The following is a 21,830-nucleotide window of genomic DNA, read 5'->3' as shown; positions in this document are numbered from 1 at the left end:
CATGTCAAAATCTATCCGGCCATGGCTGGCTCTGCTGCTGATCGGACTGACGGCCTGCCAGTCCCACGGGCCGCTCGACGAGAGTGAGCTGTTGCGCCAGGACGGTGACATCAGCCGCGCGGTGGATGTGCTGCGGGCCGCCGTGAAACAGCACCCGGACGATATCCAGTTGCGCACCGCCCTGTTCAGCAGGACCGAACAGTTGGTCGACCAGTACAGCCGCCAGTCCGCCGCGGCACTGGCGCGAAACGATGATGCCGGGGCCATTGCGGCCATGCGCCAGATCCTCAAATACGACCCCGGCAATCTGGGCGCCAGCCAGGAGATCCGCGCGATCGAGAACCTCTCCCGGCTGCGTCCCGAACTGGCCCGGGCGAACGCACTGCGCGAGAGCAACCCGAAAGAGGCGCTGGTGCTGGTCCGCCAGATCATCGCGCAGCAACCCAACTATCGCGAAGCCCTGGACCTGCGCGACAGCCTGACGCGCGCACTGGTCAGTGCCGACAGCCTCAAGCCGAAGCTGAGCGAGGCGATGAAAAAGCCGGTCAGCCTGCACTTCAGCGCCCAGAGCCTGACCACCATCTTCGAGACCATCGCCCGGCTGTCGGGGATCAACTTCGTCATCGACAAGGACGTCAACCCGAATGCCGCCGCCAGCATCTCCGCGTCCCGGACCACCGCCGAAGATGCGTTGAACCTGCTGCTATCGACCCATCAGCTGCAGATGAAGGTGCTCAATGCCGACACCGTGCTGATCTACCCTTCGCGTCCGGACAAGGAGCGCGAATACCGGGAGCTGGCGGTGCGTACCTTCTACCTCAGTCATGCCGACCCGAAACTGGCGGCGGCCGAGATCAAGCAGTTGCTCAAGCCCAAGGAAGTGCTGGTGGACGAACGGCTCAGCGCGGTCATCGTGCGTGACGGGCTGGAGACCCTGAGCGCCGTGGAGAAGCTGGTGCAGGCTATCGACCTGGCCGATTCGGAAGTGACCATCGATATCCAGGTCATGGAGGTCAGCCTGACAGACGAACTCAACCTGGGGATCAATTATCCCGGTTCCATCGGTATCTCGCTGCCCGGCACCGCCGACGCCGATGCCGGTGCCCGGCAACTCACCGTTGGCAGCCTGGAGGCCAAGATCAACCTGCTGCAACGCAGCGGCAATACGGTCACCCTGGCCAACCCGCGAATCCGCGTCAAGAACCGCGAGAAGGCCGAAGTCAAGATCGGCGACAAGATCCCGGTGATCAGCAGCACCACCGCCAACCTGACGACCACCTCGTCGGTGTCCTACCAGGACGTCGGACTGACCATCGAGGTTCAGCCGAGCATCAGCCTGAACGACGAGATCAGCCTGCAGATGCTGATCGACATGACCCATATCACCAAGCGTAACGAAGCCACCGCCAATCAGCCCCCGACCTACGAGTTGGGTTCACGCTCGACCCGCACGACACTGACCGCGCGGAACAACGAAACCCAGGTGGTCGCGGGACTGATCCGTACCGCCGATACCGAAGAGGCTGTCGGTCTGCCCGGCCTCAGCCGCCTGCCGGTGCTGGGACAGGCGATTTTCGGCAGCAAGAAGACCGATACCGGCAAGAGTGAGATCATCCTGCTGATCACCCCGCGAATCGAACGCAACCTCGACCTGCCGGCGTCCCAGGTCAGCACCTTCGGCAGCGGCACCGAGGCGCGCAGCTCGACCGAGGGCATGGTGCTGCGCAACAGCCAGAACCTGAACATGAAGACCAGCGGCGGCGGTGCCAGCGCTGCCATCCCACCGCCGCTGGCGGTGCCACGCGCGAACGAGAACTGGCAGCCACTGCCGGCGCCGGTGGAACAACCGGTGATGGAGTCGCCGCTGCCCAAGCCGGTGGAACCACCGACGCCGCCGGCCGCCGCGCCGCCGTAGGGTTCCCAAGGGCCAGCGGCGTGGGGTGCAGCTGCTGCTCGGCGGCGGAGCAGTCGCAGAATCGATGCACTCAGTCTATCCGACAGGCTGAGTGCTCAGGCTCCAGGGTCGCTTCGCGGTCCAACGCGGGCAAGCCCGCTCGCCACACGTTCGCACTTGGCTATAGGGCCCAGGTTCCGCAATGGATGAACGTGAGTTTCAGCGCAGCACGCCTTCCTCGATCAGCAACTTGAGGATCGCTTCGGCGCCCGCCTCGGCGCTGACGCCCTTGAGCACTTGCCCGCCACCGCCACTGGCCTTGGCCGTGGCGGCTTTCATCCGATCGGCGCCACTCTTGGCCTTGATCACCTTCAAGCGCTTGGGCCGTGGCTTGGCCGGCTGCAGCGTGGCGCCGGTGAATAACTCATCCTCCAGCACCTCCACTTCCTCGGCCTGCAACACTCCGCGCTGCGCCGGGCCATAGGCACTCTGGCGCGGCTTGGGCGCGGCGTTATCCACCGTGGCGAGAAACGGCAGGCGGACTTTCAAGCGCCGCCGCTGCCCGCGCGGCAGGGCCTGCAACACATGGGCGACGCCGCCTTCGATGGACTCGACCTGAGCCAGGCCCACCACCAGCGGCCAACCGAGGTTTTCCGCCAGCAGGAACGGCAGCATGCCGGAACCTTCGCCGGTTTCCGCCTGGCTGCCGGTGAGCACAAGCTGGGCCCCGGCATCGCGCAGATAGTCGCTCAGCACCGGCAGCGCGTCGGCCCCGGCCGGTTGCTCCAGCACCCGCAATTCGTCCAGGCCCATGCCCAGGTAAGCCCGCAGCGCCGGCTCCGAGACATCGCCGGCATGCACCACCTGCAAGTTATCCCCAGCCAGTTGCAAACCCAGTTCCACCGCCCGGGCATCCTGCTCGGCGCGACGGGCACGACCGGAGGTGGGGTGGGCGCCGATGGACACCAGACTGATTACATTCGTACTCATGACGTCATCCCTACCTTAAGCCGCATCGCGCTTGGCGCCGTTGCGATATGCCGTCACCGCCGCGATCAGGGCACGGAAGATCTCGCTGCTTTCGCCGATCACCGACAGGTCGGCGCGCTTGATCATGTCGCAACCCGGATCGAGGTTGATCGCCACCACCTTGTCGCAGGCACCGATGCCTTGCAGGTGCTGGATCGCCCCGGAAATCCCCACGGCCACGTAGACCCGCGCGGTGACCCAGGTGCCACTGGCCCCGACCTGACGGTCGCGACTCATGAAGCCGTCGTCGACCGCCACCCGCGAAGCACCTTCGGTGGCGCCCAGGGCCGCCGCCGTTTCGTGGAACAGCGGCCAATCCTTGACCCCGTTGCCGCCGGAGAAGATAAATTCGGCTTCGGCCATCGGAATCGCTCCCGGGTCCACCGCCACCGCGCCGAGATCCTCGATTCGCGGCAGGCTGCGCGCGATGCTTGTGGATAACTCCACGGGCAAGGCTTCATGCCGGGTTTCGCTGACCGGCTCGGCACATTCGGCGGCGGCCAGGATCAGCCGCGCCAAAGGTCGCGCCAGGTCCTGCAAGCCAGCACCGGCACGGCCGATGCACTCGTTACCCTTGACCTGCCAGACCCGCGTCGCCGGGCGTTCGCCCAGGCTGGCGGCAAACCGTCGGCCCAGTTCGCCACCACCGCTGCGGCTGTCCGGCAGCAACCAGTGGCGCGGATTGAACTGGTTATCCACAGCCCGCAGGCCCTGGACCCGTTGTTCCGGGGAATAACCGCTGAACTCATTGCCCTCGAGCACCAGCAGGCGGTCGACGCCGGCGGTTTCGAAAGTCGATTCCTTGTGCTCGCCAAAGACCACGGCCAGCACCGCGCCGTCCTGGCCCGCCATCTGATGGGCCAGGCCGAGCAGATCGCGGTCGTGACTGCTCAGGCGACCGCCGACCATGTCCGGTACCACGCTGATATAGAACGCCGGTTGCGGCACCTGATGCAGCGGCAGTTGCACTTCGACGCTGGCCGAACGCTTGGTCGCGCCGCCCTGCTGGGCGCCGCTGCGGTCGATGCGCTTGATGCCGTTGGGGCCGATGAAGCCGACGCCATGGACATTCTTGCGGATAAGGCCGTTAGGTCCCATCCAGCTCTGTTGCTGCGGTTGCATGGCCGCGTGCAGTGGGTGCAGGCGGTTGCGGGCGATCCACTCGGCGCGAGGGTCGCGGCGGATAATATCGCTCATCAGTGCACCTCCGCGGGTTCACGCTTGGCGGCCGGTTTGCTCGGCGGCGCGTCTTCAAGCAGCGCGTCGGCCACCAGTTCGGCCAGATCCTTGATCAGGGGGCGCGGTTCGACCACGCCTTCGAGCATTGCCGTGCATTGCGGGCAACCCACGGCCACCAGCTCGGCGCCGGTTTCGCGGATGTCATCCATGCGCATATCGGGAATCCGCTGTTTGCCGGGAATATCGGTGATCGGCGCGCCGCCACCGCCGCCGCAGCAACGGGAACGGAAACCGGAGCGCTGCATTTCCTTGACCTCGATCCCCAGGGCCCGCAGCACATCACGCGGCGCTTCATATTCGCCGTTGTAGCGACCGAGGTAGCACGGGTCGTGATAGGTCACGCTGTTGCCTTTGTGCTGCCCGAGGTTCAAGGCACCGGCACCGATCAGCTCGGCCATATAGGTGCTGTGGTGCTGCACCTGGTAGTTGCCGCCAAAGGCCGCGTATTCGTTTTTCAGCACATGGAAGCTGTGCGGATCGCAGGTGACGATGCGCTTGAAGCTGTACTTGGCCAGGGTCTGGATATTGCGCTTGGCCAACAGTTGGAAGGTCGCTTCATCGCCCAGGCGCCGGGCCACGTCACCGCTGTCGCGCTCTTCCAGGCCAAGCACGGCAAAGTCGACCTTGGCCGCCTTCAGTACTTTGACGAAGGCACGCAAGGTGCGCTGGTTGCGCATGTCGAAGGCACCGTCGCCGACCCAGAACAACACGTCGGTGGTTTTCTTCTCGCCGAGCAGATTGAGGTTCAGGTCCGCCGCCCAGTTCATCCGTCCGCCCGGGGCGAAACCGCCGGGGTTGTCGGTGGCGATCAGGTTTTCCAGGACTTCGGCGCCCTTGTTCGGCGTCGCGCCCTTTTCCAGGGTCAGGTGACGACGCATATCGACGATGGCATCGACATGCTCGATCATCATCGGGCATTCCTCGACACAGGCGCGACAGGTGGTGCAGGACCACAGGGTCTCGGCGTCCACCAGACCGTTGACGATCGGCTGGTGCGGGTTGCCGGAATGCTCGCCGATGGCTTTGCCCGGATACGGGCTGCCGGCGAAATTCGCGTCAGTGCCGCCGGCCAGGCCGACCACCATGTCCTGAATCAGCTTTTTCGGGTTCAGTGGCTGGCCGGCGGCGAACGCCGGACAGGCGGCTTCACATTTACCGCACTGCACGCAGGCATCGAAGCCCAGCAGTTGATTCCAGGTGAAGTCCTTGGGTTTCTCCACGCCCAGCGGCGCTTTCGGGTCGCTCAGGTCCAACGGCTTGAGGCCGGTGGAACGGCCGCCGCCGAAGCGTTCGGCGCGACGGTGCCAGGCCAGGTGCAGGGCACCGGCGAAGGCATGCTTCATCGGGCCGCCCCAGGTCATGCCGAAGAACAGCTCCGACACGCCCCACAGCACACCGATGCCGAGGATCAGCGCCAGCACCCAGCCGCCGAAATCTTCCGGGAGGATGCCGGCCACTGGCAGGGTCACCAGGAAGAACGACGCCGAAAACGCCAGCAGGCTTTTCGGCAGGCGCATCCACGGACCTTTCGACAAACGGCTCGGCGGGTTGCGGCGGCGCAGATAAACGAAGATCGCGCCGACAAACATCAGTGCCGACATCAGCAGCAAGGCATAGCCGAGGATGCGGTTATGCAGGCCGAAACCGTGCACCAGGATCGCCAGCACGATCGACGCCACCGCGCCGCCGGCCGTGGCGACGTGAGTGTTGGCGATGTATTTGTCCCGCGCCACCACATGGTGCAGGTCGACCATGTAGCGCTTGGGCATGGCAAAGAGACCGCCGAGCAGATCGACTTTCGCCGGTCGACCGCGACGCCACATGGCTGCCCGCCGCAGTGCGCCGAGGACGCCAAGGCCCAGGGCAGCAAACAGCAGGATGGGAAGAAGGGTGTTCAACATGGTGCAGCTCCCAAAGACCTCGGGTCTTGCAAGGGTTCATATGCATGCCGGTGAAAGCGATGCACCTACTTGTGGCGAGGGGGCTTGCCCCCGTTCGGCTGCGAAGCAGTCGTAAAACCGGCTACCGGCTGTTCCCTGACGAACCGTGTTGCCTGATTTGGGGCCGCTTCGCAGCCCAACGGGGGCAAGCCCCCTCGCCACAACAAGCCCCCCGCCACAGGTGAGGGTGTGATGCCGTTAGAAATCCTTGCACAGACGCAACGCGTCATAGATCGCCGCGTGCGTGTTGCGCTGGGCCACACAGTCGCCGATGCGGAACAGCAGGTAGCCATCACCCGACTCGCTCAGCGAAGGTTGCGGCTTGATCGCGAACAAGGCTTCGACATCGATCTGGCCCTTGTTGCGCGAACCTTCCTTGAGCCCGTAATAGATTTCCTCGTCCGGCCGCACGCCGTTCTCCACCACCACCTGGTCGACCACCCGCTCTTCCTTGGCACCGGTGTATTCGTTCTCCAGCACCGCCACCAGCTTGTCGCCCTCGCGATAGACCTTTTCCAGCATCATGTCGCCGGTCATGATCACTTCTTTCGGGTACATGCTGCGGTAGTAGGTCGGGAACGACGTACCGCCAATCGCCACGCCCGGCTTGATATCGTCGGTGACGATTTCCACCTGGCTGCCCTTGTCGGCGAGGAAGTCGGCCACCGACATACCGGTGAACTCGCAGATGGTGTCGTAGACCAGCACGTTCTTGCCCGGTGCGACCTTGCCATCGAGCACGTCCCAGCTGCTGACCACCAGCCCTTCGGCGGCGCCCCAGTGCTCGTTCTGTTCCAGGTACGGATGCCCGCCGACGGCCAGCACCACGATATCCGGACGCAGGTCGAGGATAGTCGCCGCGTCAGCGGCGGTGCCCAGGCGCAAGTCGACCTTCAGGCGTGCCAGCTCCAGCTGGAACCAGCGGGTGATACCGGCGATCTGGTCACGCTGCGGCGCTTTCGAAGCCGTGGTGATCTGCCCACCGATGGCATCTTTTTTCTCGAACAGGGTCACATCGTGCCCACGTTCGGCGGCCACGCGAGCGGCCTCCATCCCGGCGGGACCGGCACCGACGATCACCACCTTGCGCTTGACCCCGGTGGATTTTTCGATGATGTGCGGCACACCCATATATTCCCGGGAGGTCGCGGCGTTCTGGATGCACAGCACGTCCAGGCCCTGGTACTGGCGGTCGATGCAGTAGTTGGCGCCGACGCATTGCTTGATCTGGTCGATCTGGCCCATCTTGATCTTGGCGATCAGGTGCGGGTCGGCGATATGCGCGCGGGTCATGCCGACCATGTCGACATAACCGCCTTCGAGGATCCGCGTGGCCTGGTTCGGGTCCTTGATGTTCTGCGCGTGCAGCACCGGAACCTTGACCACTTCCTTGATCCCGGCCGCCAGGTGCAGGAACGGCTCCGGCGGGAAGCTCATGTTCGGAATCACGTTGGCCAGGGTGTTGTGGGTGTCGCAACCCGAGCCGACCACGCCGAGGAAATCGAGCATGCCGGTGTCGTCGTAATACTTGGCGATCTGCTTCATGTCCTCGTGGGACAGGCCGTCCGGGTGGAATTCGTCACCGCAGATACGCATGCCGACGCAGAAATCGTCGCCGACTTCCTTGCGCACGGCCTTGAGCACTTCCAGGCCGAACTTCATCCGGCCTTCGAAGGTACCGCCCCATTCGTCGGTGCGCTTGTTGACCCGCGGGCTCCAGAACTGGTCGATCATGTGCTGGTGCACGGCGGACAGTTCGACGCCGTCCAGGCCGCCCTCCTTGGCCCGGCGCGCGGCCTGGGCGTAGTTGCCGATCACCCGCCAGATCTCTTCCGGCTCGATGGTCTTGCAAGTGGCACGGTGCACCGGCTCGCGCACGCCCGAGGGCGACATCAGGGTCGGCCAGTTGAAGCCGTCCCAACGCGAGCGCCGGCCCATGTGGGTAATCTGGATCATGATCTTGGCGCCATGCTTGTGCATCGCGTCGGCGAGGTTCTGGAAGTGCGGAATGATACGGTCGGTGGACAGGTTCACCGAGCTCCACCATTCTTGCGGGCTGTCGATCGCCACCACCGACGAACCGCCGCAGATCGCCAGGCCGATGCCGCCCTTGGCCTTCTCTTCGTAATAACGGATATAACGTTCGGTGGTCATCCCGCCGTCGGTGGCATACACCTCGGCGTGGGCGGTACTGAGCACGCGGTTGCGGATGGTCAGTTTGCCGATCTGGATCGGCTGGAACATAGCTTCGAAAGCCATAATGCGATCCTCGACTTACAACGGCTTGACAGTGAACAGGCCATCGTCGTGACCTTCTTCGGAGCCGCCATAGACCTGCTCGGCAACGGTGCGGATCTTGCTGCCACGGGCGGCCAGGATCTGGTCCATGGCCCCAGCGAACCAACCGGTGAACATATAGTCGACCTTGCGCCCGACCTTGCCGTAGACGTAGACGAACGCCGAGTGCTCGAGCTTGACGCTGGCGGTGCCCTTGTCCAGGTCGATGTCCTGGATCTTGAACAGGCCCCAGCCGCGTTGCGACAAGCGCTTCATGTAGTGCTCGAACACCGCGACGCCTTCCAGGCCATGGCATTCGGCTTCTTTTTCACACCAGTGCCAGGCGGACTTGTAGCCGGCCTTGTAGAGGATCTCGGCGTAGGCTTCGGCGCCCAGGACTTCTTCGATACCCATATGGTTGTTGACGAAGAAGTGCCGTGGCACGTAGAGCATCGGCAGGGCATCGGAAGTCCAGACACCGGTTTCGCTGTCGACTTCGATAGGCAGTTGCGGGGCGATCTTAGCCATGGGTAACACTCCAGAATTCATTGATTGCGGCTGGCCGCTTACGCCCTGCGCGACCGGCGCGCGGGGTGTGTTGTCAGGTGGGAAAGGACCGCGGCTTTATTCGCCCCAGACGTCCTTGAGGACGTTGACCCAGTTTTCGCCCATGATCTTGCGCACCACGCGCTCGCTGTGACCGCGCTTGAGCAGGGTCTCGGTGAGGTTGGGGAACTCGCCCACGGTGCGGATGCCCAGCGGGTTGATGATCTTGCCGAAGCTGGTCAGACGACGGGCGTAGCCCTTGTCGTGGGTCAGGTATTCGAAGAAGTCCTGGCCATGCCCCTGGGTGAAGTCGGTGCCGATGCCGATGGCGTCTTCACCGACGATGTTCATGGTGTATTCGATGGCTTCGGCGTAGTCGTCAATGGTCGAATCGATGCCCTTGGCGAGGAACGGCGCGAACATGGTCACACCGACAAAACCGCCATGGTCGGCAATGAACTTCAATTCCGCATCGGACTTGTTGCGCGGGTGCTCCTTGAGCCCCGACGGCAGGCAGTGGGAGTAGCAGACCGGCTTTTTCGATTCGAGAATGACTTCCTCGGAGGTCTTGGAGCCGACGTGGGACAGGTCGCACATCACCCCGACGCGATTCATTTCGGCGACGATCTCGCGACCGAAGCCGGACAGGCCACCGTCACGCTCATAGCAGCCGGTGCCGACCAGGTTCTGGGTGTTGTAGCACATCTGCACAATGCCGACGCCCAGCTGCTTGAAGATCTCGACATAGCCGATCTGGTCTTCGAAGGCGTGGGCATTCTGGAAGCCGAACAGGATACCGGTCTTGCCCAACTCCTTGGCCTTGCGGATATCGGCGGTGGTACGCACCGGCATCACCAGGTCGCTGTTCTCGCGGATCAGCTTCTGGCTCGAAGCGATACTGTTGATGGTGGCCTGGAACCCTTCCCACACCGACACGGTGCAGTTGGCAGCGGTCAGCCCGCCTTTGCGCATGTCCTCGAACAGTTCGCGGTTCCACTTGGCAATGATCAGCCCGTCGATAACGATGCTGTCGGCGTGCAGTTCGGCTGGGCTCATCAGGCTGTCCCCTATTGGCGATTCACGCGCCGAATCGTCTGCCGGCGCTTTGGGATCAGCATATGCCCCGAGGGCGCGAGAGCCGGGTGCAAAAACGACAGGGGAATTGCCGAAAGCGTCAATCCGCGACAAAGGGTCGCTGCCGCGAGGATTTCAGGGTCACAGGTTCAAGTACTTGTCCATGTACGACTATTCTTTGGCGCGAGCTTGAGACAGAATTGCCCTCCATCGCTCTGCCACCCATTTTTATCAAGGATCGGGACGCCGCAATGAAATCGATTTTCCTGGCTTTGGCCCTCGTCAGCCTGGGGGTCCACGCGGCTGAAGACGCGGACAACTCGCCCTGCGACGCGGTCGAAAATGACCAGCAGACCCTGGAATGCGCCACCTACAGCAAGAACACCGCCGAACAGTTGCTCAAGGAGAACTTCGACGCGCTGCTGGAACGGGTCAAATCGCAATATACCAACGACAAGGCGCAACTGGCCGACATCACCGGCAAACTGCAGACCGCCCAACAGCTCTGGACCAAGTCGCGGGATGCCGATTGCGCCATCGCGCCGCTGCCGGCCAAACCCGGGACCAAGGCGTTCACCATCGACCAGTACGACTGCCTCGCGAGCAAGAGCGACGAACGGTCGGAGTTTCTTGAGTCGATCGCCCAGGAATAGTCCCGGGCGGCTGTCTACACTGCTGCACAACCCGTCCTGAATTGGCTGTACAGGCGAGTCGTTGACGATAATCACAGGATTTTCGCATGCGCTCACTTTCAGCCATTCCGTGGTATGCCCTGGCGATTTTCGTCGCCATTGTGCTGTTCATCGAAATCGGTCGACGGATCGGTGCCCGGCACCTGGCCCTCGACCCCGAGGGCGCCCGAACCGGGATCGGTGCCATCGAGGGCGCGGTCTTCGGCCTGCTGGCGCTGTTGATCGCCTTTACCTTTTCCGGCGCGGCCACCCGGCTGGACATCCGGCGCAACCTGATCGTCGAGGAAACCAACGCCATGGGCACCGCCTGGCTGCGCCTGGACCTGATGCCGCCGGCCAGTCAACCGGCCTTGCGCCAGGTGTTTCGCGACTACGTGGATGCGCGCATCGCCTACTATCGCGACCTGAACGAAATCGACCTTTCCAGCCACGACAACGCACGGGCCGTCGCCTTGCAACTGGAGCTATGGAAACAGACGGTCGCCGTACTGCCACAGATGCCCACCCCGACGCTGGGCGCCAATCTGCTGCAGGCGCTCAACCAGATGATCGATATCACCACCACCCGCGCCGTGGCGTCGGAGACTCACCCACCGCTGGTCATCTACCTGATGTTGATCGCCCTGACCCAGATCAGCGCCCTGTTCATCGGCTATGGCATGGCCGGCACGGCCACCCGCAACTGGCTGCACAGCCTGGGTTATGCGCTGGTAATGGTCTGCGTGCTGTATGTGATCCTGGATTTCGAGTTTCCGCGCTTGGGCATTATCCGTGTCGATTACGTCGACCAGATCATGCTCGATCTGCGTAAAACCATGGACTGAATGTCCGCGCATGGCTCGCCATGCCGGCAAAAACGCCGGACAGCGGCTAGACTGGGAAGTGACCTCACTCATTCAAAAGGAACTTGAATGTACAATCCCCGAGAAACCGAATGGGACTACCTCTTTACCCGGGGTGTCCTGCTGCTTTTCCTGATTTTCCTGGCCTTTGGCATGGCGGCGCTGTCCAAGAGCGGCGGGCTGCTGTATGCCGCCATCAAGGCGGCGCCACGGGAAGTGACCGGCACCATCACCCAGGTCATCAATACCCGCAAACCGGCCTCCCCGACGGATATCTACTACGCCTTCGACTACGAACTGGGCCACCGAGGCCAGGGCACTCTTTCGCTGAACGCGATGGTGGCGAACCCGACATACCAGATCGGTGATCCGGTGCAGATCGTCTACTCCGACTGGTTTCCGAGCTTTCACAGCCTGAAGAGCGAGTTCAGCTTCAAACGCGCGGATTTCTACATTTTCAGCGCCAGTGTGAGCCTGATCGCGCTGTGTCTCTGCCTGCTGTGCTGGAATTACCGGCAGATGGCCAGGTTTCGTGAGGAAAGTGTCTATTACTGATTGGCCTCTGAATAGCTTGGCCCGCCGACGTAACATCAGGACAATGTTCATGCGTTGTCCTGCGGGAAGATATAAGTAAGTATTCGCAATTCTTATAAAAAACTTATATCATCCCATGAATACGATTTTCTGGACCCGAAAGGCGGCCAGGCAACTTCTGAGATTGCATTCCCGGGATCAGGTTCACATTCGCGATTCAGTGACCATCCTTAGCGGCATGCCGGACGTCAGCAACGTCAAGGCGCTGAGTCAGCATGACTATGGCTACCGTATGCGAGTCGGTCGCTACAGGATTCTGTTCGATTGGGAAGGGACGATCAAAGTAGTCAGTATTCAAGAGGTCAAGAAGCGCGATGAACGTACCTACTGAAATCCAGATCATCAACGGTGCCGACGGGCGGCCGGCGTTCGTCGTCATCCCTTATGCGCAATACGTGGCGCAGCAGACAGAAGCCGACTTGATTCCCCACGAAGTCGTCAGCCGCATCGTCGATGGCGCCACTCCCATTCGCGCGTGGCGTGAGCATCTGGACCTGACGCAGGATGAAGTGGCCAAGCGCCTGGGGATTTCCCAACCGGCCTATGCCCAGCAGGAGTCCGTGAACAAGCCCCGCAAGGCGACCCGCGAGAAAATTGCCGCGGCCTTCGGCATCAAAGCCGACCAACTGGAACTCTAAGCCTTTCCTCTTTTTTCCAAGGACTCCAATGACCCTCTGCGGCGTCGAAATCAAAGGCAGCGAAGCCATCTTCGCCATCGCCACCTTGCAGGGCAGCGCCCTTGCGCATATGGCCGTCGCCATCAAGAAAATTGCCCTGGACGAGGATGATGAAGCGGCCAACGTCAAAGCCTTCGCCGCCCAGGTCAAGGCGTTCGTCCAGGACGCGGGCATCGAGCGGATTACCATCAAGAAGCGCAGCAAGAAAGGCGAATTTGCTGGCGGGCCGACCACCTTCAAGATCGAAGGGATCTTCCAGTTGCTGGAAAACTGCGAGGTGACGCTGCTGTCGCCACAGACCATTAACGCGCAGAACAAGAAGTTCGACTTCGCCCTGCCGGCCACATTGAACAAATATCAGCATGAGGCCTATAAAACGGCCTGTGCGGCGCTGATGAAAAAGTAAGCAGACTTGAACCCATTTCCAAGACACCGCGAACACTGTGGGAGCTGGCTTGCCGGCGATAGCGGTGGTGAATGTAACATCGCAATCGCCGGCAAGCCGGCTCCCACAGCGACAGCGTTCAGCCTTCCTATCCTGTTTCGCCGAAGCGCCACCCAGGCCGTACACGCCAATGCAACAGCCAGTTCCTACGCCTTGATCCCGCGCCGATCCTCCCGCGGACACTGGGCAAATCGCGCCCGGTAGCTGCGGGTGAAATACGACGGCGACTCGAACCCGCTGGCGATGCTTACCTCCAGCACGCTCATGTCCGTCTGGCGCAACAACTGCCGTGCCTTCTCCAGCCGCAAGCCCAGGTAGAAATTGCTCGGTGTGTCCTTGAGGTACAGGCGAAACAGCCGCTCCAACTGACGTCGCGTGACCTTGATCGACTCCGCCAGTTCCAGCGTGCTCAACGGCGGCTCCATGTGCTGCTCCATCTCGCCGACCACGTGCACCAGCTTCTTGTTACTGATGCCATAACGCGTGGCGATCTGCATGCGCTGGTGGTCCTTGCGCGGGCGGATGCGCCCCAGCACGAACTGCTCGGAGACCTGGATCGCCAGCTCCGGGCCGTGGGCCTGGCCGATCAGGTCGAGCATCATGTCGATGGACGCGGTGCCACCGGCACAGGTGATCCTCCGGCGGTCGATCTCGAACAGTTCCTGGGTCACCGCCAGCTGTGGATAAGATTCCTTGAAGGCCTCCAGCGCCTCCCAGTGCAGGGTCACGCGGTGCCCTTCGAGCAGCCCGGCTTCGGCCAGCACCACGCTGCCAGTATCGATGCCACCCAGGGTCACGCCCTCATGGTCCAGGCGCCGCAGCCAGTGCGTCAGCGTCGGGGTGACGAACTCCAGCGGCTCGAAACCGGCCACCACCAACAGCGTCGCGCCCTTCTTCAACGGTTCCAGCGCCGCATCGGCGTTGACTGACATGCCATTGCTCGCCAGCACCGCCCCGCCGTCCGCGCTCAACACGTGCCAGCGATACAGCTCGCCGCGAAAGCGATTGGCCACCCGCAGGGGTTCGATCGCCGAGATAAAGCCCATCGCCGAAAAACCCGGCATCAACAAGAAATAGAAATCCTGGGACATGGAGCGCACTCGCAAGACGGGTAGCGTTGCCGATGTGATACGCCAGTTGCACGACGGCCACAAGAGCACAGGTCGCTGCTGTGCAAGAGTCAGTCGCCGCTGTGCGTTTTCAGCAAGGCCCGGCTGCGTAACGTGGCATCACCGGCGCACGAAGACACCGGAACCGACAATAAACGACCTGCCGAGGAAACCATCATGAAACGACTGATCAGCCGCTGCGCACTCGCACTCACCGGTACCGCGCTTTTGAGCACAGGGGTCATGGCCGCGGACCAGGCGTCCTGTCAGAACGTCCGCCTCGGCGTGGTCAACTGGACCGACGTCATGGCCACCAGCGCCATGACCCAGGTACTGCTCGACGGCCTTGGCTACCAGGTCAAGCAGACCAGCGCGTCCCAACAGATCATCTTCGCCGGCATCCGTGACCAGCGCCTGGACATGTTCCTCGGTTACTGGAACCCGCTGATGACCCAGACCATCACCCCGTTCGTCGACGCCAAGCAGGTCAAGGTCCTGGCCGCACCGAGCCTCAAGGACGCCCGCGCGACCCTGGCCGTGCCCACCTACCTGGCCGACAAGGGCCTGAAGACCTTCGCCGACATCGCCAAGTTCGAGAAAGAGCTGGGCGGCAAGATCTACGGTATCGAACCGGGTTCGGGCGCCAATACCCAGATCAAGGAAATGATCGCCAAGAACCAGTTCGGCCTGGGCAAGTTCCAGCTGGTGGAGTCCAGTGAAGCGGCCATGCTCTCGGCGGTGGATCGCGCCGTGCGGCGCAAGGAGGCCGTGGTGTTCTTCGGCTGGGCGCCGCACCCGATGAACGTCAACGTGCAGATGACCTATCTCACCGGCAGCGAAAACGCCCTGGGCCCGAACGAAGGCATGGCCACCGTCTGGACCGTCACCGCGCCGAGCTACGCCGAACAATGCCCGAACGTGAACAAGCTGCTGACCAACCTGACCTTCAGCGCCGCCGACGAGAGCCGCATGATGCAACCGCTGCTCGAGCACAAGGACGCCCTCGAATCGGCCAAACAGTGGCTCAAGGATCACCCACAGGACAAAGCCCGCTGGCTGGAAGGTGTGACCACCTTCGATGGCAAGCCAGCCGCTGAAAACCTGCAATTGACCAGTCAATAAACCACCGTAGATCGCAGCCGCAGCCGTCGCTGGCTGCGGTGTGAACCACCACGCCTGCAAGGAACCCGCACCATGAACCACGACGTCATCATCACCTGCGCACTCACCGGTGCTGGCGACACGACCGGCAGAAGCCCCCACGTTCCGGTCACGCCCAAACAGATCGCCTTGGCCGCCGTGGAAGCGGCCAAGGCCGGCGCCACCGTGGTGCATTGCCACGTGCGCAATCCCGAGACCGGCAAGTTCAGTCGCGATGTGGCGTTGTATCGCGAAGTGATGGAGCGTATCCGCGAAGCGGACGTGGACATCATCGTCAACCTCACCGCCGGCATGGGCGGCGACCTGGAAATCGGTGCCGGCGAGAACCCGATGGAGTTCGGCCCGAACACTGACCTGGTAGGTCCATTGACCCGTCTGGCCCACGTCGAGGCCCTGCTTCCGGAAATCTGCACCCTGGACTGCGGCACCCTGAATTTCGGCGACGGCGACACCATCTACGTCTCCACCCCGGCACAACTGCGCGCTGGCGCCAAGCGCATTCAAGAGCTGGGCGTGAAAGCCGAGCTGGAAATCTTCGACACCGGCCACCTGTGGTTCGCCAAGCAGCTGATCAAGGAAGGCCTGCTGGACGATCCGTTGTTCCAACTGTGCCTGGGCATCCCATGGGGCGCTCCGGCGGACACCACCACCATGAAGGCCATGGTCGACAACCTGCCGACCGGTGCGGTGTGGGCTGGTTTCGGTATCGGCCGCATGCAGATGCCGATGGCCGCGCAAGCGGTGCTGCTGGGCGGCAACGTGCGGGTCGGCCTGGAAGACAACCTGTGGCTGGACAAGGGCGTGCTGGCGACCAACGGCCAACTGGTCGAGCGCGCCGCGGAAATCCTCAGCCGCCTCGGCGCCCGGGTTCTGACCCCGGCCGAAGGGCGGGTGAAGATGGGCCTGACCAAGCGCGGCTGATCGATACATTTGCGGACCTTTGGGAACGGGCTCGTGCGCGATTTTTTGGCGACCTCAGGGGCCTCTTCGCGGGCAAGCCCCGCGCCCCAAAAGTGTCGGCCGGGCCCAGAAGATGCTAACGACTCGGACCTTGCGGCTGCGGCACTTTTCGGATCGCCGCACCGCCACGAAGACGGCGGTACAGGCACAGCCGCTTACACGGCGTGCATTTAAACATCGAGCTGCCCACCTCAAACCGATATTTTTGCAGGAATTTGCCATGAGCTTTATCACCGAAATCAAAACCTTCGCCGCCCTGGGCAGCGGTGTCATCGGCAGCGGCTGGGTTTCCCGCGCCCTCGCCCACGGCCTTGATGTGATCGCCTGGGACCCGGCGCCCGGCGCCGAAGCGGCGCTGCGCAAACGCGTCGCCAATGCCTGGGGTGCCCTGGAGAAACAGGGCCTGGCGCCGGGTGCTTCGCAAGAGCGCCTGCGCTTTGTCGCGACCATCGAAGAGTGCGTGAAAGACGCCGACTTCATCCAGGAAAGCGCCCCGGAACGTCTGGAGCTGAAACTCGAACTGCACGGCAAGATCAGCGCCGCGGCCAAGCCCAATGCCCTGATCGGTTCCAGCACCTCGGGGCTGTTGCCCAGCGAATTCTACGAAGGCGCCAGCCATCCGGAACGCTGCGTGGTCGGCCACCCGTTCAACCCGGTGTACCTGCTGCCACTGGTAGAAGTGGTCGGCGGCAAGAACACCGCACCTGAAGCCGTGCAGGCAGCAATGAAGGTTTATGAATCCCTTGGCATGCGCCCATTGCATGTGCGCAAGGAAGTGCCGGGGTTTATCGCCGACCGTCTGTTGGAAGCGCTGTGGCGCGAGGCCCTGCACCTGGTCAACGACGGCGTCGCCACCACCGGCGAAATCGACGATGCGATCCGCTTTGGCGCCGGCCTGCGCTGGTCGTTCATGGGTACCTTCCTGACCTACACCCTGGCCGGTGGCGACGCCGGTATGCGTCACTTCATGGCCCAGTTCGGTCCGGCGTTGCAGTTGCCGTGGACCTACCTGCCGGCCCCGGAGCTGACCGACAAGCTGATCGACGATGTGGTTGACGGCACCAGCGAGCAGTTGGGCAAACACAGCATCTCGGCCCTGGAGCGCTATCGTGACGACTGCCTGCTGGCGGTGCTGGAGGCGGTGAAAACCACCAAGGCCAAGCACGGCATGAGTTTCAGCGAGTAATTGAACTCGGAACCTGTGGCGAGCGGGCTTGCCCGCGTTCGACTGCGAAGCAGTCGCAAAACTGGTCATTTCGGCCTGTCTGACAGACCGCACTTACTGGTTTCAGGGCCGCTTCGCGCCCCAGAGCGGCGTCCCGACAAACCCGCTCGCCACATGAATTTCATTCGACGCCATCTTTGTGGAAGATCCACCATGCCCACCCTCACCACCTACACCACCGAAGTCATCCCCGACTGGGTCGACTACAACGGCCATCTGCGCGACGCCTTCTACCTGCTGATCTTCAGCTACGCCACCGACGCCCTGATGCTGCGCCTGGGCCTGGACAGCGACAACCGCGAAGCCACCGGCAGCTCGTTGTTCACCCTCGAACTGCACCTCAACTACCTGCACGAAGTGAAGCTCGGCGCCCAGGTCGAAGTGCACACCCAGATCATCGGCCACGACGCCAAGCGTCTGCACCTCTACCACAGCCTGCACCTGGTGGGCGGTGACAAGGAGCTGGCCGGCAACGAACAGATGCTGCTCCACGTCGACCTCGCCGGTCCACGCTCGGCGCCCTTCACTGACGCGGTGCTGGAAAAGCTGCAAAGCATCGTCGAAGACCAGCGCGACCTGCCGCCCCCGGAATACATCGGCCGTGTGATTGGCTTGCCCGCGAAGAAATAAGAATCCGCCGAAAAGGAGCTCACCGTGAACACCGCCGCGTTTGCCGATTTCCGCAGTTATCCGCTGATCAGTGCCCTGACCGCCGCAAAGCCGCTGGCGGATCGCATCGAAGTGCATTGGGCGGACGGTCGTATCAGTCCGTACCATCACGTATGGCTACGGGACAACTGTCCGTGCCCGCAGTGCGTATACACAGTAACCCGGGAACAGGTACTGGAAATCGTCGATGTGCCCAAGGATCTGGCACCGGCCATTCTGCGCATCGACGACAGCGGCTGCCTGTGCATCGCCTGGCATGACGGTCACGCCAGTCGCTTCGACCCGGGCTGGCTGCGAGCGCATGCCTATGACGACGCGTCGCGCGCCGAGCGCCAGGCCGGCAAACCGAAAAGCCGCTTGTGGAGCAGTAGCCTGGAGCTGCCGGTGTTCGAGTTCGCCGCCCTCAAGGAAGATCCGAAAACCCTGCTGCACTGGTTATTGGCGTTGCGCGACACCGGCCTGACCCAAGTGCGCGGCGTACCGACCGAACCTGGCTCGCTGACCGAGGTGGCGAAGCTGATCTCATTTATCCGCCAGACCAACTTCGGCGTGCTGTTCAACGTGCAATCCAAGGCCGACGCCGACAGCAACGCCTACACCGCCTTCAACCTGCCGTTGCACAGCGACCTGCCGACCCGCGAGCTGCAACCGGGCCTGCAATTCCTGCATTGCCTGGTCAATGACGCCGAGGGCGGCGAGAGCATTTTCGTCGATGGCTTTGCCATTGCCGCCGCGCTGCGCCGGGAGGATCCGGCGGCGTTCCGCGCCCTGAGCGAAATCCCGGTGGAGTTCCGCAACAAGGACCGGCACAGCGACTACCGCTGCCTGGCGCCGGTTATCGCGCTGGACAGTAGCGGGCAAGTCAGCGAGATCCGCATGGCCAACTTCCTGCGCGGCCCGTTCGAAGCGTCAGTGGAACAGATGCCGGTGTTGTACGGCGCCTATCGGCGCTTTATCGCCATGACCCGCGAAGCGCGTTTCCGCGTGATGCGGCGGCTCAACCCGGGCGAGCTGTGGTGCTTCGACAACCGCCGCACGCTGCACGCGCGCAATGCCTTCGACCCGGCCACCGGGGCACGGCATTTCCAGGGCTGCTATATCGACCGGGATGAATTGTTATCGCGGATATTGGTGTTGCAGCGCTGAGTCCTGGGCAAACTGACAAATCGCGTTCCCGGGCCTGCTGCGCCCTGAGCTTGGCTTGCCAGCAAAGCTTTTGGCGATCTTTAGGGCCTCTTGGTGGGCAAGCCCTGCTCCACAGGCAAAAAAAACCCCGATCAAGCCGTGACAGGATCGGGGTGAGAGAGTATGTCCGCAGAGACCCGCGCCGAGGGTGACCAAACCGTCGACGGGTCTACTGGTACCCAGTGTGCCCGCTTGCCCTGCCGGCGAGTTAGCCGAAAACGACCTGTTCATAGGTATCAGAGCCACTCGGGCAATCGGCTCTTGCCGACACCGCGCGGGGCTACCAGAATCGAATCACGACCACATCGGAACAAGGACCAGCGCCATGATGTACGCGGATCTGATTGACCAGGAAGACCTGTTGGGCCAGCTCAAATCCCTCGGCCTGCAAGTGCCGAGCGGGGCCACCGCCGAGCAAGCCTGCGAATGTGCGGTACGCGGCCTCGACGATGCCAGGGCCTATGAGCTGCGCAAGATGGTCAAGGACATGTACACCAGCAGCGCGACGATTCTGCCGGCGGTGCGCCAGGCGATCGACAAGCAGTTGTTGCCGGCGTTGGCGCAGTATCAGCAGACGCGGCCCTGACCGAAGAAACACAAGACCGTGGCGAGTGGGCTTGCCCACGCTGGGGTGCGAAGCACCCCTAAAGCCGGCAAACCTGCTCTGTCAGTCAGATCGCGATGGCAGGTTTTGCGGCTGCTACGCAGCCGAGCGCGGGCAAGCCCGCTCGCCACAAGACCGTGCTCGGGTTCAAATGACATGAATCGGTATCAGGGCAGCCGCCACACCGGGCCGCCCCAAGCAACCGGGCTTAGAGCCTCACGCTGGCAAACGTCGACTCATTACGCGCCTGGCTCAACGCCGACATCGGCCCGGACAACGGCGCCAGTACCAACGCCTGTGGAATCGGCATCATCGCCACCTGCTGGGTGGTGTTGGAGCCGACGCGCTCGTCACGTGGCGGAATACCGAAGTACTCGCGGTAGCACTTGGAGAAGTGCGGCGTGGAGACAAACCCACAGACCGACGCCACTTCGATAATCGACATCGGCGTCTGCTTGAGCAACTGCCGCGCCCGAATCAAGCGCAGCTTCAGGTAGTAGCGCGACGGCGAACAGTGCAGGTATTTCTGGAACAAGCGCTCCAGTTGCCGACGGGACACCGCGACATACACCGCCAGTTCGTCCAGGTCGATCGGCTCTTCCAGGTTGGCTTCCATCAGCGCAACGATTTCCTGCAGCTTCGGCTGGTTGGTGCCGAGCATATGCTTGAGCGGCACACGTTGGTGATCCTGCTCGTTGCGGATACGCTCGTAGACAAACATCTCCGAGATCGCCGCCGACAATTCACGGCCATGATCACGGCTGATCAGGTGCAACATCATGTCCAACGGCGCGGTGCCGCCGGAGCTGGTGAAGCGGTTGCGGTCGAGGGTGAACAGGCGGGTGCTCATGGCCACGCGCGGGAAGGCTTCCTGCATCGCCGCCAGGCACTCCCAGTGCACGCTGCAATCGAAGCCGTCGAGCAACCCGGCGCACGCCAGGGCCCAACTGCCGGTGCACACGGCGCCGAGGCGGCGCGACTGGCGCGCCTGGCTCTGCAACCAGGAGACGTGTTCACGGGTGACGGTGCGTTGAATGCCGATACCACCGCAGACGATCACGGTGTCCATGGCCGGCGCTTTGTGCATGGAGGCGTCGGGGGTGATCTGCAGGCCGTCGCTGGCCCAGACCTGCCCGCCGTCGACGCTCAGGGTCGTCCAGCGATACAGCTCGCGGCCGGACAATTGGTTGGCCATGCGTAGGGGTTCTACGGCGGAGGCCAGGGAAATGAGCGTGAAATTATCCAGCAGCAGGAAGCCGATGGATTGAGGCGCACGGTTCTGGGATTGAGCCCCGGACTGGAACGACGTCATCGCGATATCTCCTCACACAAAGCGGGTGATGGCCTCAGGCGGAGGCTCTTGTTATGGCCCTCATTCTCTTGCAGAGAGGGGCTTTGATATCGACAGAGCAATTGCCGTGCCGAAAGTTGAATGGATATTCAATAACTCCTGAAAACGACATCGTGATGTGTCTATACAGCCCTTGCCATGAGTGCGGGTTATAAGGTGTGAAAAGGCGCAGCAAGCGCCCTGGCAAGATGTCTTGAGCACTTCGGTAGCACTTGTGTAGCGGGCGCTCAGCAGCATCGGGAAGGAGTGTCACCGCAAGCACAGTCGACCGACGGTAACGGGGTAAAAACCGGTCGTTGCGACGGACCGTCAGTTAT

The 21,830-nt window shown here is 62.6% G+C and carries 21 protein-coding genes; 13 read left to right on the top strand and 8 right to left on the bottom strand.

Annotated elements, in window-relative coordinates:
* The first annotated feature begins 1 nt into the window (after position 1).
* A complete protein-coding gene (locus PFEN_RS26395; RefSeq protein WP_191489540.1) occupies positions 2-1,915 on the top strand; it encodes a secretin and TonB N-terminal domain-containing protein in 1,914 nt (637 codons plus the stop codon).
* A 198-nt stretch (positions 1,916-2,113) separates the two neighbouring features.
* Here the strand turns inward: PFEN_RS26395 and PFEN_RS26390 are convergent, their stop codons facing one another.
* The 6 genes from PFEN_RS26390 to PFEN_RS26365 form a co-directional block, all read right to left on the bottom strand.
* Entirely contained in the window at positions 2,114-2,884 is a 771-nt protein-coding gene (locus PFEN_RS26390) for an electron transfer flavoprotein subunit beta (protein ID WP_191489539.1), read from the bottom strand.
* Positions 2,885-2,899: 15 nt separating this feature from the next.
* The gene (locus PFEN_RS26385; protein ID WP_191489538.1) at positions 2,900-4,120 is read right to left on the bottom strand and encodes an electron transfer flavoprotein subunit alpha/FixB family protein; all 1,221 of its coding nucleotides are present in this window, start codon (positions 4,118-4,120) and stop codon (positions 2,900-2,902) included.
* On the bottom strand, positions 4,120-6,063 hold the full coding sequence (gene dgcB, locus PFEN_RS26380) for a dimethylglycine demethylation protein DgcB (protein WP_191489537.1): 1,944 nt from the start codon (positions 6,061-6,063) through the stop codon (positions 4,120-4,122). Before dgcB ends, PFEN_RS26385 begins: the two co-directional genes overlap by 1 nt.
* Before the next feature lie 237 nt (positions 6,064-6,300).
* Positions 6,301-8,361: a dimethylglycine demethylation protein DgcA gene (gene dgcA, locus PFEN_RS26375; RefSeq protein ID WP_191489536.1), complete on the bottom strand. Its 2,061-nt coding sequence runs from the start codon at positions 8,359-8,361 to the stop codon at positions 6,301-6,303.
* 15 nt (positions 8,362-8,376) lie between these two features.
* Entirely contained in the window at positions 8,377-8,907 is a 531-nt protein-coding gene (locus tag PFEN_RS26370) for a DUF5943 domain-containing protein (RefSeq protein ID WP_003228980.1), read from the bottom strand.
* Between the two features lie 96 nt (positions 8,908-9,003).
* Positions 9,004-9,981 carry a dipeptidase gene (locus PFEN_RS26365; protein WP_191489535.1) on the bottom strand — a complete coding sequence of 326 codons (978 nt, stop codon included), beginning with the start codon at positions 9,979-9,981 and terminating at the stop codon, positions 9,004-9,006.
* Positions 9,982-10,250: 269 nt separating this feature from the next.
* On the opposite strand from PFEN_RS26365, the gene PFEN_RS26360 reads away from it, so the two are divergent.
* The 6 genes from PFEN_RS26360 (at position 10,251) to PFEN_RS26335 (ending at position 13,210) form a co-directional block, all read left to right on the top strand.
* Entirely contained in the window at positions 10,251-10,652 is a 402-nt protein-coding gene (locus PFEN_RS26360; protein ID WP_191489534.1) for a lysozyme inhibitor LprI family protein, read from the top strand.
* Between the two features lie 86 nt (positions 10,653-10,738).
* Positions 10,739-11,515, top strand: coding sequence for a DUF4239 domain-containing protein (locus PFEN_RS26355; protein WP_191489533.1), 777 nt, complete (start codon positions 10,739-10,741; stop codon positions 11,513-11,515).
* An 87-nt stretch (positions 11,516-11,602) separates the two neighbouring features.
* The gene (locus PFEN_RS26350; protein ID WP_191489532.1) at positions 11,603-12,088 is read left to right on the top strand and encodes a DUF3592 domain-containing protein; all 486 of its coding nucleotides are present in this window, start codon (positions 11,603-11,605) and stop codon (positions 12,086-12,088) included.
* A 115-nt stretch (positions 12,089-12,203) separates the two neighbouring features.
* Complete coding sequence (locus PFEN_RS26345; RefSeq protein WP_191489531.1) at positions 12,204-12,458, top strand: type II toxin-antitoxin system RelE family toxin; 255 nt, start codon at positions 12,204-12,206, stop codon at positions 12,456-12,458.
* Complete coding sequence (locus PFEN_RS26340; RefSeq protein ID WP_040071358.1) at positions 12,442-12,765, top strand: helix-turn-helix domain-containing protein; 324 nt, start codon at positions 12,442-12,444, stop codon at positions 12,763-12,765. Before PFEN_RS26345 ends, PFEN_RS26340 begins: the two co-directional genes overlap by 17 nt.
* A 28-nt stretch (positions 12,766-12,793) precedes the next feature.
* Entirely contained in the window at positions 12,794-13,210 is a 417-nt protein-coding gene (locus tag PFEN_RS26335; protein WP_191489530.1) for a DUF3010 family protein, read from the top strand.
* A gap of 185 nt (positions 13,211-13,395) precedes the next feature.
* On the opposite strand, the gene PFEN_RS26330 is transcribed toward PFEN_RS26335, so the two are convergent.
* Positions 13,396-14,340: a GlxA family transcriptional regulator gene (locus PFEN_RS26330; protein ID WP_191489529.1), complete on the bottom strand. Its 945-nt coding sequence runs from the start codon at positions 14,338-14,340 to the stop codon at positions 13,396-13,398.
* Positions 14,341-14,535: 195 nt separating this feature from the next.
* Here PFEN_RS26330 and choX point away from each other — a divergent pair, with 195 nt between their 5' ends.
* The 6 genes from choX (at position 14,536) to PFEN_RS26300 (ending at position 20,144) form a co-directional block, all read left to right on the top strand.
* A complete protein-coding gene (gene choX / locus PFEN_RS26325) occupies positions 14,536-15,480 on the top strand; it encodes a choline ABC transporter substrate-binding protein (RefSeq protein ID WP_191489528.1) in 945 nt (314 codons plus the stop codon).
* Between the two features lie 72 nt (positions 15,481-15,552).
* Positions 15,553-16,440: a 3-keto-5-aminohexanoate cleavage protein gene (locus PFEN_RS26320; protein ID WP_191489527.1), complete on the top strand. Its 888-nt coding sequence runs from the start codon at positions 15,553-15,555 to the stop codon at positions 16,438-16,440.
* 259 nt (positions 16,441-16,699) lie between these two features.
* Positions 16,700-17,665, top strand: coding sequence for an L-carnitine dehydrogenase (locus tag PFEN_RS26315; RefSeq protein ID WP_191489526.1), 966 nt, complete (start codon positions 16,700-16,702; stop codon positions 17,663-17,665).
* 192 nt (positions 17,666-17,857) lie between these two features.
* Entirely contained in the window at positions 17,858-18,334 is a 477-nt protein-coding gene (locus PFEN_RS26310) for a thioesterase family protein (protein ID WP_191489525.1), read from the top strand.
* 24 nt (positions 18,335-18,358) lie between these two features.
* Positions 18,359-19,519, top strand: coding sequence for a gamma-butyrobetaine dioxygenase (locus PFEN_RS26305; RefSeq protein WP_191489524.1), 1,161 nt, complete (start codon positions 18,359-18,361; stop codon positions 19,517-19,519).
* Positions 19,520-19,883: 364 nt separating this feature from the next.
* Complete coding sequence (locus tag PFEN_RS26300) at positions 19,884-20,144, top strand: hypothetical protein (RefSeq protein WP_177098491.1); 261 nt, start codon at positions 19,884-19,886, stop codon at positions 20,142-20,144.
* Between the two features lie 226 nt (positions 20,145-20,370).
* On the opposite strand, the gene PFEN_RS26295 is transcribed toward PFEN_RS26300, so the two are convergent.
* Positions 20,371-21,474: a GlxA family transcriptional regulator gene (locus PFEN_RS26295; protein ID WP_191489523.1), complete on the bottom strand. Its 1,104-nt coding sequence runs from the start codon at positions 21,472-21,474 to the stop codon at positions 20,371-20,373.
* Positions 21,475-21,830: the final 356 nt, after the last annotated feature.

The sequence above is a fragment of the Pseudomonas sp. FEN genome (assembly GCF_904067045.1).
Lineage (GTDB): Bacteria > Pseudomonadota > Gammaproteobacteria > Pseudomonadales > Pseudomonadaceae > Aquipseudomonas.
The sequence above is the reverse complement of the archived record's forward strand: the minus strand, read 5'-3'. Positions and strand labels throughout refer to the sequence as shown.

Coding starts and splice junctions, on each gene's coding strand:
- PFEN_RS26395 (WP_191489540.1), top strand. CDS start 2: ATGTCAAAATCTATCCGGCCATGGCTGGCTCTGCTGCTGATCGGACTG.
- PFEN_RS26390 (WP_191489539.1), bottom strand. CDS start 2,884: ATGAGTACGAATGTAATCAGTCTGGTGTCCATCGGCGCCCACCCCACC.
- PFEN_RS26385 (WP_191489538.1), bottom strand. CDS start 4,120: ATGAGCGATATTATCCGCCGCGACCCTCGCGCCGAGTGGATCGCCCGC.
- dgcB (WP_191489537.1), bottom strand. CDS start 6,063: ATGTTGAACACCCTTCTTCCCATCCTGCTGTTTGCTGCCCTGGGCCTT.
- dgcA (WP_191489536.1), bottom strand. CDS start 8,361: ATGGCTTTCGAAGCTATGTTCCAGCCGATCCAGATCGGCAAACTGACC.
- PFEN_RS26370 (WP_003228980.1), bottom strand. CDS start 8,907: ATGGCTAAGATCGCCCCGCAACTGCCTATCGAAGTCGACAGCGAAACC.
- PFEN_RS26365 (WP_191489535.1), bottom strand. CDS start 9,981: ATGAGCCCAGCCGAACTGCACGCCGACAGCATCGTTATCGACGGGCTG.
- PFEN_RS26360 (WP_191489534.1), top strand. CDS start 10,251: ATGAAATCGATTTTCCTGGCTTTGGCCCTCGTCAGCCTGGGGGTCCAC.
- PFEN_RS26355 (WP_191489533.1), top strand. CDS start 10,739: ATGCGCTCACTTTCAGCCATTCCGTGGTATGCCCTGGCGATTTTCGTC.
- PFEN_RS26350 (WP_191489532.1), top strand. CDS start 11,603: ATGTACAATCCCCGAGAAACCGAATGGGACTACCTCTTTACCCGGGGT.
- PFEN_RS26345 (WP_191489531.1), top strand. CDS start 12,204: ATGAATACGATTTTCTGGACCCGAAAGGCGGCCAGGCAACTTCTGAGA.
- PFEN_RS26340 (WP_040071358.1), top strand. CDS start 12,442: ATGAACGTACCTACTGAAATCCAGATCATCAACGGTGCCGACGGGCGG.
- PFEN_RS26335 (WP_191489530.1), top strand. CDS start 12,794: ATGACCCTCTGCGGCGTCGAAATCAAAGGCAGCGAAGCCATCTTCGCC.
- PFEN_RS26330 (WP_191489529.1), bottom strand. CDS start 14,340: ATGTCCCAGGATTTCTATTTCTTGTTGATGCCGGGTTTTTCGGCGATG.
- choX (WP_191489528.1), top strand. CDS start 14,536: ATGAAACGACTGATCAGCCGCTGCGCACTCGCACTCACCGGTACCGCG.
- PFEN_RS26320 (WP_191489527.1), top strand. CDS start 15,553: ATGAACCACGACGTCATCATCACCTGCGCACTCACCGGTGCTGGCGAC.
- PFEN_RS26315 (WP_191489526.1), top strand. CDS start 16,700: ATGAGCTTTATCACCGAAATCAAAACCTTCGCCGCCCTGGGCAGCGGT.
- PFEN_RS26310 (WP_191489525.1), top strand. CDS start 17,858: ATGCCCACCCTCACCACCTACACCACCGAAGTCATCCCCGACTGGGTC.
- PFEN_RS26300 (WP_177098491.1), top strand. CDS start 19,884: ATGATGTACGCGGATCTGATTGACCAGGAAGACCTGTTGGGCCAGCTC.
- PFEN_RS26295 (WP_191489523.1), bottom strand. CDS start 21,474: ATGACGTCGTTCCAGTCCGGGGCTCAATCCCAGAACCGTGCGCCTCAA.